The sequence below is a fragment of the Mycolicibacterium fallax genome, from assembly GCF_010726955.1.
Lineage (GTDB): Bacteria > Actinomycetota > Actinomycetes > Mycobacteriales > Mycobacteriaceae > Mycobacterium > Mycobacterium fallax.
The window spans coordinates 2,515,191-2,528,644 of the sequence record NZ_AP022603.1 but is presented as its reverse complement, the minus strand read 5'-3'; the positions used below and the strand labels follow the sequence as shown (position 1 = coordinate 2,528,644).

General features: G+C 72.9%; 9 protein-coding genes. 3 read left to right on the top strand and 6 right to left on the bottom strand.

The genetic code is table 11. The annotated features are described in order from the left end of the window. Window positions 1-28: 28 nt before the first annotated feature. The 6 genes from G6N10_RS12080 to G6N10_RS12055 are packed head-to-tail and all read right to left on the bottom strand — an operon-like array spanning window position 29 to window position 8,888. Window positions 29-4,165: an AMP-binding protein gene (locus G6N10_RS12080; RefSeq protein WP_085097370.1), complete on the bottom strand. Its 4,137-nt coding sequence runs from the start codon at window positions 4,163-4,165 to the stop codon at window positions 29-31. Further along, the gene (locus G6N10_RS12075; protein WP_085097373.1) at window positions 4,162-4,395 is read right to left on the bottom strand and encodes an acyl carrier protein; all 234 of its coding nucleotides are present in this window, start codon (window positions 4,393-4,395) and stop codon (window positions 4,162-4,164) included. Before G6N10_RS12075 ends, G6N10_RS12080 begins: the two co-directional genes overlap by 4 nt. Then, window positions 4,388-5,887 (bottom strand): AMP-binding protein, encoded by a 1,500-nt coding sequence (locus G6N10_RS12070; protein WP_179962894.1) that lies wholly within the window; start codon window positions 5,885-5,887, stop codon window positions 4,388-4,390. The genes G6N10_RS12075 and G6N10_RS12070 overlap by 8 nt, the downstream gene beginning before the upstream one ends. A gap of 46 nt (window positions 5,888-5,933) precedes the next feature. Next, complete coding sequence (locus G6N10_RS12065; RefSeq protein ID WP_085097379.1) at window positions 5,934-6,488, bottom strand: FcoT family thioesterase; 555 nt, start codon at window positions 6,486-6,488, stop codon at window positions 5,934-5,936. Continuing rightward, complete coding sequence (gene scoE / locus G6N10_RS12060; protein WP_085097382.1) at window positions 6,485-7,354, bottom strand: (3R)-3-[(carboxymethyl)amino]fatty acid oxygenase/decarboxylase; 870 nt, start codon at window positions 7,352-7,354, stop codon at window positions 6,485-6,487. Before scoE ends, G6N10_RS12065 begins: the two co-directional genes overlap by 4 nt. A 16-nt stretch (window positions 7,355-7,370) precedes the next feature. Then, window positions 7,371-8,888 (bottom strand): PPE family protein, encoded by a 1,518-nt coding sequence (locus tag G6N10_RS12055; protein WP_133055151.1) that lies wholly within the window; start codon window positions 8,886-8,888, stop codon window positions 7,371-7,373. 105 nt (window positions 8,889-8,993) lie between these two features. On the opposite strand from G6N10_RS12055, the gene G6N10_RS12050 reads away from it, so the two are divergent. The 3 genes from G6N10_RS12050 to eccB all read left to right on the top strand — a co-directional run bounded on the left by G6N10_RS12050 (window position 8,994) and on the right by eccB (window position 13,454). Then, a complete protein-coding gene (locus G6N10_RS12050; protein WP_085097387.1) occupies window positions 8,994-9,884 on the top strand; it encodes a class I SAM-dependent methyltransferase in 891 nt (296 codons plus the stop codon). Window positions 9,885-10,113: 229 nt separating this feature from the next. After that, window positions 10,114-11,946 carry a type VII secretion AAA-ATPase EccA gene (eccA, locus tag G6N10_RS12045; RefSeq protein WP_085097390.1) on the top strand — a complete coding sequence of 611 codons (1,833 nt, stop codon included), beginning with the start codon at window positions 10,114-10,116 and terminating at the stop codon, window positions 11,944-11,946. Next, window positions 11,943-13,454, top strand: coding sequence for a type VII secretion protein EccB (gene eccB, locus G6N10_RS12040; RefSeq protein ID WP_085097393.1), 1,512 nt, complete (start codon window positions 11,943-11,945; stop codon window positions 13,452-13,454). Before eccA ends, eccB begins: the two co-directional genes overlap by 4 nt.

Below are 13,454 nucleotides of genomic sequence, written 5' to 3'. Positions count from 1 at the left end.
CCTTCTCCATCGGTCCGCCGGGCACTGCTCACCCGACGGGCACCCGAGCTATCAGTCGGGGAACCGCGCCGCAAAGTTCCCGCAGGTTCTCGGCCGGCGCATCGATGTGCGTTGCCGCCCCGACGTCGAGGCCGACCGACGGCAGCCCGGCCAGGAACTCGCCGTAGCTCCGCCCGTCGAGCCGCGCGCCCAGCGACAGCCAGGCGTCGATGATCGACCAGCGGCCGGGATGGGCGCGGGCCCAGTTGCTGTCGTCGAGCTGCTGTTTCCACACCGCCGCGTCGACCTCCCGGGGCGCGAAATCCGCGAGAAACATCGGATAGTCGACGACCGTTCCGCGCAGCGCGGTGATGCCGCGGCCCAGCCTCCCCGCGCCGCCGGCGCCGGGCAACCGGCCCAGGATCGCCTGTGCCGCAGCGTGACCGGTGGTCACCTCCTCGGACACCGCCAGCGCAGGGCGGGCACCCAACGCGGCGCAGGCATCGACCATCGAAACCAGGATGTCGGTGGATTCGGTGAGCTGATCGGGCTCGCCGAGGATCCGCGGCAGCCGCACCATGGTGAAGTCCAGCGCTTCGGGGGAACCCGCCACCACGATCTCGGCCAGCGCCTTGACCGCCGCGTACGGGTAGGGCGCCCAGCGGGGATCGACGACGTGCGCCGCGCCGACGTCGTTGACAACCACCGAGGTGGACAGGTGCACCAGGCGCACCGACCGGCGCAGGCAGGCCTGCACGGTGACCGGCACGATGTCGAGGTTGGCCGGCCGCAGTTGCGCATACGGCACCAGCATGTTCGCGCTGCCGATGCAGTTGATCAGGGTCGCCGCGCCGGTCTCCCGCAGCAGCGCGTCGATCTCGTCGGGCCCGAAACCCGCCCGCAGCCGCTCCAACCGGACACCCGGGCAGCGGGCCAGTGCGGCCCACGGCTGTTCGTCGGGCAGTGCCGAACGCATCGCCAGCACCACCTCGGGCAGCGGGGTGCCGGCGCGGCGGGCGGCCAGCACCGCCTCGGCGAACCCCCGGCCGAGGATGCCGGAGGCGCCGAGCACGACGATGGTGTCGGTGTGGCCGGCCACCGGTGCGCCCGGCAGGGGTTGGGGGGCGCGGACGAGTTTCGCCGCGCGCATGTCGGCATCGATCTCGGCGACGGTCACCGGGTCCAGCGCGGTGGACTCCGGGGGCACCGCGGCGGCCAGGTTCGCCGCGGTGTCGGCGCTGATCAGGTCGAAGATGGACAGACTCCAGCCGAGGATCCGGCGGGTCGGCGGCAGGATCTTGATCAGGTCGAGGGAGCCGACGCCCTCGGCCAGCAGCGAGGACTCGGTGCCGATGGGCCGGCCCAGTGCCGCGCTCCACAGCGCGGCCAGGGCGTCGGCGCGGTCGCCGCGGTCGGGATGTTCGCTCGGTTCGGCGGGCTGCGGCAGTGCGGCGCGGTCCACCTTGCCGCCGGCCTTGCGCGCGATGCCGGGCACCCCGGTGACGAAGTACGACGGCACCCCCGCGGCCGCGAGGACGGCGCGGATTCCCCCGGCGGCGGCCGGATCGTCGTGCCCGGCGCGGGTCCGGTGCGTGCAGAACCAGACGCCCAGCGCGCCGTCGGTGGCCTCTACGGCCAGATCGACGATGGCGGTGTCGGCGCCGATTCGGCGGGTCAGCGCGGCGGTGTCGATCCGCCGGCCGCCGATCTTCACCAGCGCATCCCGGCGCCCGGCGAACACCGGATGACCATTGCTGACCGCGACGCGGTCGCCGGTGGCGAACGCCGGCCGGGCGATACCGTCGGCCAGCAGCACCGAACCGAAGGACTCCGCCGGGCCGCCGAGGTAGCCGGCCGCGACCAGGTCGCCCACCACGACGATCTCGCCGAACGCCACGAACACCGTGCCGGCCAGCAGTGGCCGCCCGACCCGCGGGCGGGCCGCCGGTTCGATCGCCACCCCGGCGCGGGCCAGGGTCAGCCGGCTGACGATCACCGTCGTCTCGGTGGGGCCGTAGCTGGAGATCAGCGAGATCGCCCGGGTGGCAGGCGATTCGGACCAGCGGTCGACGGCGCCGCTGCGCACCGGTTCCCCGCCGATGATGACCTGCCGCAGTCGGGAGTTGCCGACGGCGTCCAGCGCGTCGGGGTCCGCGCCCAGCAGCTGCCACAGCGCGGTGGGCAGATCCAGCACGGTCGCGCCGCTGCCGGCCACGTCGCGGGCCAGGGCCGCCAGGTCGCCGGTGCGGGTCGCGGTGGACCGGATCAGCGTCGCCCCGGCGCACACCGCGCCGAAGATCTCCTCGACGCTGATGTCGGAGGTCAGCGGCGCGCACTGCAGGACGGTGTCCGGCGGCGCCCAGCGGTAGGCGTCGGCGATGCCGGCGCAGAACGCGGCCAGCGAACCGTGGCTGATCTCAACGAGTTTGGGTTCGCCGGTGGTTCCCGAGGTCGGCATCAGGTAGGCGGTGCGGGCGCGCAGGCCGGGGTCGGCGGCCACCGCGGCCAGCCGGGTGTCGATGCGCGCGCCGGTGCCGGCGTCGATCTCGGCGGGCAGCGAGACGGTCGCCGGGTCGACGATCCGGACCGCGAAGCCGGCCTCGGCGATCCGCTGTGCCCGCGCCTCGGCCTGCTGCGCGCTGTCGCAGGGACTGTAGGGGCAGCCGGCGAGGTGACCGGCCAGCAGCAGGTCGACGGTGCGGTCGGTGCCGTCGTCGGTGATGACCAGCACCTCGCCGGCCGCTACGTCGTTCGCCTCGAGCCAGGCCAGCCAGGACCGCAGCTGCGGCCGCCGGTCCAGGCCGGCCGGCGCGGGGGTGAACCAGGCCGGGGCGCCGCGGCGCTCGGGGATGGCGTCGGTGCCGGGGGCCAGGGTGCCGTCGGCGGTGATCACCTGCCAGGCGCCGACGGCCGCGGCGACCGGCCGGTCCCAGTGGGCGGCAAAGGAGTTCAGCGCCGCGCCGATCCGCGCGGCCATCCCGGCCGTCACCGCGTCCGGCGGGGTGTCGGCCCGGGCCCAGATCGAGATCTGCAGTCGGCGCTGCGCCTGGTCGGCGACCGCGGCGACGGTGTTGCCCTCGATCGGCCCGATGTCGGTGGTCGTCGGCGGGTCGGTCAGAAACGGTTGCAGCGCGGGGGCGCACGGCTGCGGCAGGAAGTTCAGGGTCAGGGCCGCCACCCCGGTGGTGCGGTTGATCGCCAGATACATTCGGCGATAACGCTCCTCGCGCAGCCACCGGCGCCGCAGCGCCCGGACGTAGCCGCGGTCCATCGACCGGACCAGATCGCCGGCCGAGGCGAACGGGGCGAACCGGACCGGCTGGGCCACCGAATTGACCAGGCAGGAGGCGACATCGAGGTCGGGCTCGCCGAACCGGGGATCGATGGTGTGTACCAGCAGCGCGTCGGTGCTGCCCGCGGCGCCCGCGTCGACGGCGACCGCCGCCGCGGCCACCAGCACGTTGAGCGGCACCCGGTGCTCGGTGCAGACATCCTGGAGCGCATCGAAGTCGGCGCCGCAGATCGTGATTGACCCGGCCGGCACCCCGCGGACGGCGTGCCCGGGGACGTTCGGGGAGCCGGGGCGATGGCCGGTCGCCTCGGCGGTGAGCTCGGCTGCGGTGACGGTGCTCAGCCGCTCCAGCGACTCGTCGATCCGGGCGGCCTCGTGCCGGTGTGCCCGCGCCAGCGCATGCAATCCGTCTTCGACGCAGATGGATTCGGTGTCGCCGGCCAGCCGTCGTCCGAGCCGGTCCTCGAAGATCGCGGTCCCGCCGCCGTCGAGCAGCAGGTGGTGACAGTAGGCGTCCAGGCCGGCGACGGCGCCGGCGTCATCGGTGCGCACCACATAGCGCGCCAGCGGAACACCGAGCAGGCCGCCCGCCCAGCTGTCCGCCAGTTGCCCGGCGGTGTCCGCGGCGTCGTCGGCGCACACCCGAACCAGGTCCTGGGCGGCCAGCGTGGGCACCAGCACCGGATAGTCGGCTCCGGGATCCTCGGCCAACACGCACAGCTGCACCGGGCTGGCCCGGATGGTCGCCTCCAGCGCGGACAGCAGCACCGGCAGGTCCACCGGATGGAACCGGTAGCGCCGGCCGATCAGGTACAGGGCCGGATCGTTGTCCTGCGCAACGCCGTTGTAGATGTTGCGCTGCGAGCGACTCAGCGGGAGGCGAACGGGAGTCACGGGTCGGCCAGTTCGCGGACCCAGCCGGCCACCGTGAGGTCATCGGCCAGCCGCTGCGGCAGCGCGGACTCGCGGTCCACGCCGAGCTCGGTCATCAGCAGCACGAAGCGAACCGAATCGAGCCCGAGGTCACGCAGATCGGTGTCGTCCCCGTCGGTGAAGTCGGGGCCCTCGACGTAGAGCACCTCGGCCAGCGCGGCCAGGATCCGGTCGCGCAGCGGTTCAGTCATCGGACCGGCCCCCGGCCGCGGTCCGGGCCAGCTCGGCGCGAATCACCTTGCCGGAGGACGGGGTTCGGGGGATCGCCGCGACGGTGATGATCCGCGCCGGGCGCGCGATGGCTTCGGACTCCCGCCGGAACCGCGCGGCGAGGTCCCGCTTGAGCCCGCGGGTCTGGGCGGCATCGAGCGGTCCGGTGGGCACCACGGCCAGCCCGACCAGCGCACCGAACTCGGGATCGGGGATCTCGAAGCAGGCCGCTTCCCGGACCCCGTCGACCCCTTCGGCGATCCGATCGATCTCGTCGGGGGCGATGTTGACGCCGCCGGAAATGATCATCTCCGAGGCCCGGCCGCGGATGTAGAAGTACCCGTCGTCGCCGAGGTCCAGCAGGTCACCGGTGTTCACCCAGCCGTCGACCAGAGTCTCGGCGGTCTTGGCCGGGTTGTTCCAGTAGCCGAGCATGTTGGCCGGCGAGTTCACCCACAGCGCGCCCGTCTCATCCAGCCGGGTCAGCACCCCGGGATACGGGCGGCCCACCGCCCCCGCGGCGATCCGGGTCAACGACCCGGCGGCCGTCGGCAGGCACAGTGCGGTGCAGCCGGTTTCGCTCAATCCGTAGACCTGTGCGGTGCGCACCCCGGCCGCCTCCAGCACGTCGATGTCGGCGGCCACGGCCCGGGAGCCGCCGTAGCCGACGAACCGCAACGCGGCCGGCAATGTCGCACCCGTGCTGCGCAGCTCGGCGACCAGTCGGCCGATCAGGGTCGGCACCAGGCAGCAGGTCGTCACCGCGTGGGTGGTGAGCACCTCCAGGGTGGACGCGCCGTGCTCACCGCCGGTGATGCAGAGGTTGCCGTGCATGAGGCAGTTGAGGATCCACCACAGCCCGCCGATGTGGGTGGCCGGCAGCGGGGAGTAGGTGCTCTGGCCCGGCGCCCAGTCGATCCAGTCCAGTCCCTCGGCCGCCAGGATGTCGGCGACGGCGTAGAACGTGCGGTGCGCCAGCAGCACCGCCTTCGGTTCGCCGGTGGTGCCGCTGGTGAAGATCATCGCCAGCGGATCGTCGGGAGCCGAGACCACGCCGGGGTCCGCGATGAGCCCGGAATCATCGGTCGGGGAATCGATTCCGATGTCGATGACGGGCAGCCCGCCGGGGCGGGCGTCTTCGGTGAGCGCGGCGCCCGGCGCGAGGGCGATGGCCGACGGTGTGGTGATCTCGGCGAACCGCGCGACGGTGGCGGGCGGCAGCGCGCCGTCGACGAGCACCGCGATCGCGCCGGTGCGGGCGCAGGCCAGCACACCCAGGTAGGTCTCGGGCCCGTTGTCGGAGAAGATCAGCACGCGGTCTCCCGGACCGACCCCGGCGCCGGCGAAGTCCGCGGCGATCCGGCGGGTCAGCGGATCCAGCCGGCCGTATCGGAGGGTGCCGGAACCGTCGGCGCGCCGCAGCGCGACGTCGCCGGGTCGGCGGGCCGCCTCGGCCGCGACCCGCTGCCACACAGTGAGCATGGTGATCAGAGCTTCCTCGTTGTCAGTTTCGGGAGTCTTACGGGATGTTCAGCGCGGCGAGCTCGACCTCACCGGAGGCGAAACCGCCGTCGGCATCCCAGAATTCGATGGTGCAGGGGATACGCAGGTAGCGCCAGGTCCGGTCCACCACCTCGAAGTCCTCGCACCACAGCCGGGCCGAGAAACCCGCGGCGTTGATCGGCCTGCTGAACCGGGCGGAGAAGTTCTTGATCAGCATGCTGGGCAGTTGGTGGTCGAAGTAGTCCTCGATCGACCAGCCGCGGAACGGCGGGATCTGCTCGTTGAGGATCGCCGGCGCGAACGCGCTGTAGGCGATCTGGTTGAAGCACACCATCATCTCCGCGGCGTTGAAGTGTCCGGTGGAGCGAATGTAGGACGACTCCGCGATGGCGAAGGTGCCCAGCGAAAACATCGAGGTCTCGGTGGCCTTGTAGCTCGCGGTGCGCAGGTATCGGCAGCCCTTGTGCGAGTACGGCTCCAGCACCCGGGTGAGCAGATCCTCGGTGATCGGGGCGATGTCCGAGGTGTTCAGGTGGGCCTGGGCGGCGGGGCTCAGTTCGGTTGTGGTCATACCGGGTATCCAGGTGTCTCGAGGCCGTCCAGCATGGTCAGCCGATGGGTGATCAGGGCGCCGGCCGCGGTGCCGTGCTTGGCGCGGTGCATCAGCACGCGGTTGTCCCACAGCACGATGTCGCCGACCTCGTAGTGCTGGGTGTGGATGAACGGCGAAGTGAAGTCGGGGTCCAGCTGTCCGCTGTGGTCCAGCAGTTCGGCCAGCAGCGCCGGGTCCAGCGGGTTGCCGTCCCGGTCGGTGATCCGGGTGGTCCCGGAGGAACAGATGTAGAGGATCTCCTCGCCGGTGCGGGGATGGCGGATCACCGTCGGCCAGCTGATCGGCGGTGTGGTGCGGGTGATTTCGTCCCACACCTCGCCGATCGGGCGGTAGACGTCGTCGGGGCGGATCTTGATGTGCCGGCGCGGGTCGTGGGTGGCGAAGGTGCCGCGGACCGGTGCTTGCCGCTCATCCGGCAGCGCCGCCCAGACCTTCGCCAGATCGATGAAGTAGGTGCCGCGGTCGGTGCCGGGGACCGCCAGCGGAACCACCATGGAGAACGCGAACGGCTCCGGCATGAACATGTAGTCGATGTGCCAGAACGCCCCGGTCCGGGGCACCCCCTGGCCCTGCTCGGTGGAGGAGACGAAGATCTCCGGGTAATCGTGGTGGTGGTAGATCGGCTCGTAGTAGGTGACGACCTCGCCGAGGATGCGGCCCAGCTCGAGGAACTGCCGCGGGCTGGGATGGACGTCCTTGAGGACGATCAGTTTGTGGGTGTAGACGAGCTCGCGGAGCTCGGTCCCGGTGAGATCCTCCAGGTGGTCGGGGTCGATCCCGGTCACCTGGGCCCCCAGCCCGTCGCCCTTGACGTTCAGCGGCATGTTCGCAGTCCTCTGTTCACTTCGGTGGTTCCGTTGACAGGGTCGGGCCGGCGCCCCGGATAGTTCCACCGGGTTCGGGATCGGTGGCCTCGGCCCAGCTGGACGGCAGCAGCGGCAGGGATTCGGTGTGCCCGCCGTCGGGCAGGGTGGTCAGGCCGGCGGGCAGCGGCGCCGCCTCGACCGGCCGGACGCCACCGGCGCCCATCCGGCCGGCGGCCGCCGCACCGACCGTGGCTGCAGCGGTGGTTGCGGGCGCGGCGTCGACCGGCACAGTGCCCCCGGTCATGGCCGTGGTCGCCGTCATGTCGGCATCCGCTGTCACGTCGAGCTTTTCGCGGCGGTCGCCGCGGGCGGGGGAGCGGCCCCGCGCGGTGCGCCGAGCCCGGGTTCGGGTGCGCAGTGCGGCGCTGGCGGCGGCGGTGTCGGCCAGTTCGGCGGCGGCCTCCTCGACGGCGCGGGTGCCGGTTCGCGGCCCCGCACCGATCCGCGGCGGGGTCAGCCCGCCCACCGCGTAGAACGGGCCCGGCGGCGCCGACGACGGCGCGCCCGCCCCGGCCGCGGAGGTGGCCGGCGCGGACGGGGCGCCGGTGCCCGCGGACGCCCCGCCGGCGGTCGGCGCCGGGACCGCAGCGGCGGCGGGCTCGGTGTCGGCGGCGCGCCCGGTCCCGGCATCGGTGCTCGCCGCGTCGGCCGGCAGCGGGCCGCCGGGGGTGTTCAGCAGCAGCCCGAGCGCGCTCAGGGCGCTCAGCGCGCTGAGCGCCGGGGCGAAGAACGGCAACAACAGCAGCGAATAGGAGGCGTAGTACGGCCACCACAACACGTCGTAGGCCAGCAGCGCGATGCCGGCCAGCACGATCGCGGTCTCGGGGCTCAGGCCCTGCTGGGTGAAGAACTCCAGGAAGTGCGAGTACGGGTCGGCGATGAAATCCGAAATGTCGCCGAAGACCTGCTCCAGCCGGCCGGTCAGATCCTGACGCTGGGCCGCCGGCGCGTCGGCGGTGAGGATCCGCGGGGCGGCCGGGGCGCTGGGGGCCGCGGCCACCGCCGCCTCGGCGACGCTCTGGTAGGCGGTCATCGTCACCGCGGCCTGGATCCACATCCGCAGGTAGTCCGCCTCGTTGACGGCGATCGGGATGGTGTTGATGCCCAGGAAGTTGGTGGCCAGCAGCAGTCCGTGGGACAGCTTGTTGGCGGCCAGCTCGGCCACCGTGGGCATGGTCGCCAGGGCGGTGCTGTAGGCCGCCGCGGTGATCTCGTGCTGCGCGGCGGTGGCCGCGCTGTCGATTGCGGCCTGTTCCAGCCAGGCCAGGTAGGGGCCGTGCGCGGCAAGATATTCGGCGCCGCTGGGTCCCTGCCAGGCGGTGGCGGCCACCTCGGCCAGCACCGCCGACAGCTCGGCGGCGACCGCGCCGTACTCGCCGCTGAGCAAGGACCACTGCGCGGCGGCGGCCAGCAGCGACCCCGGACCGGGGCCACTGGTCAGCAGCGCCGCATGCACCTCGGGCGGCGATGCCATCCAGATCGGGGCGGACAACCCGACCCCCTTTCTCCTACTGGGCGTAGTAGCTGTGTCGGGGTGATAGTCGGGGCGCGGTGCCGTTCGGTTCCCGGGCCGGCGATCCGGCGTAACGTCGCGAGGGTGCGCAGTGACGGAGATTCCTGGGACATCACCACCAGCGTCGGCTCGACGGCCCTGTTCGTCGCGGCTGCCCGAGCCCGGGAGGGCGCCAAACCCGCGCCGCTGTCCCGGGACCGGTTCGCCGAGGCGTTCTGCCGCGCGGCCGGCGGCCCGTGGCCGGCGATGGCGACCGGCCAGGATCCCGAATCGCCCCTGGAAACCAGTGATTTCGGTGCCGCCTTCGTCAACTTCCAGGGTGCCCGCACCCGGTTCTTCGACGACTACTTCGGCAGGGCGGCGGGCGCGCGAGTGCGCCAGGTGGTGATCCTGGCCGCGGGCCTGGACTCCCGCGCCTACCGGCTGGACTGGCCGGCGGACACCGTGGTCTACGAGCTCGATCTGCCCTCGGTGCTGGCGTTCAAGGACGAGGTGCTGGCCGCCGCGTCCGCGCAGCCGACCGCCCGGCGGGTCGAGGTGGCCGTCGACCTGCGCGAGGACTGGCCGGCGGCACTGCGCGCGCAGGGCTTCGATCCGGGCCGTCCGGCCGCCTTCATCGCCGAGGGGCTGCTGATCTACCTGACCGCCGCCGCCCAGCGCCGGCTGTGCGAGGGCATCGACGCGCTGGCCGCCCCGGGCAGCTGGGTCGCGGTGGAGGACGGCAGCCCGATGCCGGAGCAGGAGTTCGCCGCCGCGCGGGCCGTCACCCCGGCGGGGCCGACCAGCGAGTTCTTCCACCTGATCTACAACGAGCAGCACCAGCCGTCGCAGGACTGGTTCGGCGAGCACGGCTGGGATGCGACCGCGACCCCGCTGGCGGAGTACCTGCGGGCATCGGGACGCCCGGTGCCGCCGGAGTCCGAGGGCGGCGACATGGTTGCCCGCACCACCCTGGTGGTCGCCACCAAGGGCTGAGCCATCCGGGCGCGGCCGGCGTGAAACGTTAGCTGCGACACAGTTGTGCCGGGAACCGCAGGTCAGTTTGGTGCGACCAACTCGACGTGAGGAATTCGGACGTCTCGGGCGGTGCTGGACACCCCTCGACAGTTAGCTTATGCAATGCTAACTTCCGCAAGTTAGCTTAGGCATATCTATCTGAAGGGGTTGGTGGGTCGCGCCGCCGCGCGCGCCCACACGGGTAGCCATGACAAACGGCAGTGAAGTCGGATCGGTGCGCGAGCTGCGCGCCGACGCCGAGGTGGTCAGCAGGTTCGCCACCTGCTGCAAAGCGCTGGGGCTGACGGTCTACGACCGGCGCCGGCCGGCCGACCTGGCCGCGGCCCGCACCGGTTTCGCCGCGCTGACCCGGGTCGCCCACGAACAGTGCGACGCCTGGGTCGGGCTGGCCGCCGCCGGGGACCGATCGACCGACGTGCTGCAGGCCGCCGCCCGCACCGCCGGCACCGCCGGGCTGCTGTCCCGGCGCGCCGAATTGGCCCCCCGCGCCCTCGGCTTCGACTACGAGACCGGGCTCTACCTGCAGTTCCGGGCCGCCACCGCCGACGAATACCAGCTCGCCTACGCCGCCGCACTGGCCGGCACCGGCCGGTTCGCCGAGGCCGACGAACGGGTCGCCGCGGTGCTGGCGCACCGGCCGGACTGGCCCGAGGCCCGCTGGGTGTCGGCGGCCGTCCACTACCGGGCGCACCGCTGGGCCGACGTGGTGCGGCTGCTCACCCCCGTCGTCAACGATCCCCGGCTCGACGCGCTGTTCGCCCACGCCGCCCGGATGGCGCTGGGCACCGCGCTGGCCCGGCTCGGCATGTTCGCCCCCGCGCTGTCGCACCTGGAGGAGCCCGAGGGCCCGGTGCCGGTCGCCGCCGTCGACGGCGCGCTGGCCAAGGCGCTGGCGCTGCGCGGCCACGGCGAGGACGGCGAGGCCGCCGACGTGCTGGCCGACCTGTACGCCGCCAACCCGGAGAAGGCCGAGGTCGAGGCCGCGCTGTCGGACCCGACGTACGGCATCGTCACCACCACCGCGGCCCGCATCGACGCCCGCACCGACCCGTGGGACCCGGGCACCGAACCCAGCGAGGACGACTTCATCGACCCCGGTGCGCACGAGCGCAAGGCGCAGCTGCTGGCCGAGGCCGAGGAGGAACTGACTCACTTCATCGGCCTGGACGAGGTCAAGACGCAGGTGGCCCGGCTCAAGAGCTCGGTGGCGATGGGACTGCTGCGCCAGGAACGCGGCCTGGCCGTCGCCCAGCGCAGCCACCACCTGGTGTTCGCCGGACCGCCCGGCACCGGCAAGACCACCATCGCCCGCGTCGTCGCCAAGATCTACTGCGGGCTGGGGCTGCTCAAGCGGGAGAACGTCAAGGAGGTCCACCGGGCCGACCTGATCGGCCAGCACATCGGTGAGACAGAGGCCAAGACCAACGCGATCATCGACAGCGCCCTGGACGGCGTGCTGTTCCTCGACGAGGCCTACGCGCTGGTCGCCACCGGCGCCAAGAACGACTTCGGGCTGGTCGCCATCGACACCCTGCTGGCCCGGATGGAGAACGACCGGGACCGGCTGGTGGTCATCATCGCCGGCTACCGCGCCGACCTGGACCGGTTCCTGGACACCAACGAGGGGCTGCGCTCGCGGTTCACCCGCAGCATCGACTTCCCGTCCTACAGCGCCGCCGAACTGGTGGAGATCGCCACCTCGATGGCCGCCCAGCGCGACAGCGTGTTCGAGCAGGCCGCCCTGGACACCCTGCAGGCACTGTTCGCCGAGCTGGCCGCCGCCAGCGCCCCGGACTCCCAGGGCGTCTCGCGGCGCAGCCTGGACATCGCCGGCAACGGCCGGTTCGTCCGCAACGTGGTGGAGCGCTCCGAGGAGGAGCGCGAATTCCGGCTGGATCACTCCGAGCTCGCCGGCACCGACGACTTCACCGATGAGGCCCTGATGACCATCACCGCCCAAGACGTCCGCAACTCCGTCACCCCGCTGCTGCGCGGCCTCGGACTGGCGGTCCCGGCGTGACCAGTCCCAACGACGACGACCGCCGCGGCTTCAGTTCCCGCAGCCCGGTCAACGAGAACCCCGACCGGGTGTCCTACCGGCGCGGCTTCGTCACCAAGCACCAGGTGACCGGCTGGCGGTTCCTGATGCGCCGGATCGCCTCCGGCGTGGCGCTGCACGACGCCCGGATGCTGGTCGACCCGCTGCGCAGCCAGTCCCGCGCCCTGACCACCGGCGTGCTGGTGGTGGTCGCCGGGCTGATCGGCTGCTTCATCTTCTCGCTGCTGCGCCCCGGCGGGGTGGCCGGCAACGACGTGGTGCTCGCCGATCGGGAGACCTCGGCGCTCTACGTCCGGGTCAACGACGAGCTGCACCCGGTGCTGAACCTGGCCTCGGCCCGGCTGATCGCCGGCAAGCCGGTCAACCCCAAGGCGGTCTCGGCCAAGGAACTCGACCGGTTCGACCGCGGCCCGCTGATCGGCATCCCCGGGGCGCCGGAGCGGATGGTGCAGCACACCGCCCGCGACGCCGACTGGACGGTGTGCGACGGCCCGCCCAGCAGCGCCGCCGCCGGGGTCACCGTCATCGCCGGCCCGCCGGCCGCCGGCGGTGAGCGGGCCGCCGCGCTGGCCCCCGGCGCCGCGGTGCTCGTCGACAACGGCACCGGAACCTGGCTGCTGTGGGACGGCCGGCGCAGCCCGATCGACCTGCGCGACCAGGCGGTGACCGCCGCGCTCGGCTGGGGCGACCAGCAACCCGTCCCCCGTCCGGTGTCGGTCGCGCTGTTCAACGCGGTGCCCGAGGCCGCCGCGCTGCGTGCCCCGGTGATCCCCGGCGCCGGCGACAAGCCCGGCTTCGAGTTGTCGGTCGACGCACCGGTCGGCGCGGTGCTGGTGTCCTACAGCACCGACAACACCATCAACCACTTCGCGGTGCTGCCCGACGGCCTGCAACCGGTCTCCGGCGTGCTGGCGGCGATCCTGCGCAACACCGACTCGCACGGGCTGACCCAGCCGCCGCGGCTGGGCTCCGACGAGATCAGCCGGCTGCCGGTGTCCCGGCTGCTGGACACCGCCGGCTACCCGCAGACCCGGCTCAAGCTGGTCGACCCGGCCGGCGCCCCGATCACCTGCGTGAGCTGGGCCAAGGCCGACGGCGCCGCGACCAGCACGCTGACCCTGCGCAGCGGCGCGACGCTGCCGGTCCAGGACGCCGCGCGGGCCGTCACCCAGGTCGGCGGGGCCGCCGCCCGGGTCGCCATCGCCCCGGGCCGCGGCTACCTGGTGCAGACCGTCGGCTCCGCGCCGGCCGCACCCGCGGACGGTTCGCTGTTCTGGGTGTCCGACACCGGAATGCGCTACGGCATTGAGGCCGCCGGCGCCGAGGAGGCCGTCAAGACCGCCGCAGCGCTCGGGCTGACCGAGCCGCCGCTGCCGATCCCGTGGTCGATGCTGTCGCTGCTGGCGGCCGGCCCCGCGCTCGCACCCACCGATGCGCTGGTCGCATCCACCTTCACGGAGAACCGGTAA

Coding starts and splice junctions, on each gene's coding strand:
- eccA (WP_085097390.1), top strand. CDS start 10,114: ATGACAAACGGCAGTGAAGTCGGATCGGTGCGCGAGCTGCGCGCCGAC.
- G6N10_RS12075 (WP_085097373.1), bottom strand. CDS start 4,395: ATGACTGAACCGCTGCGCGACCGGATCCTGGCCGCGCTGGCCGAGGTG.
- G6N10_RS12065 (WP_085097379.1), bottom strand. CDS start 6,488: ATGACCACAACCGAACTGAGCCCCGCCGCCCAGGCCCACCTGAACACC.
- scoE (WP_085097382.1), bottom strand. CDS start 7,354: ATGCCGCTGAACGTCAAGGGCGACGGGCTGGGGGCCCAGGTGACCGGG.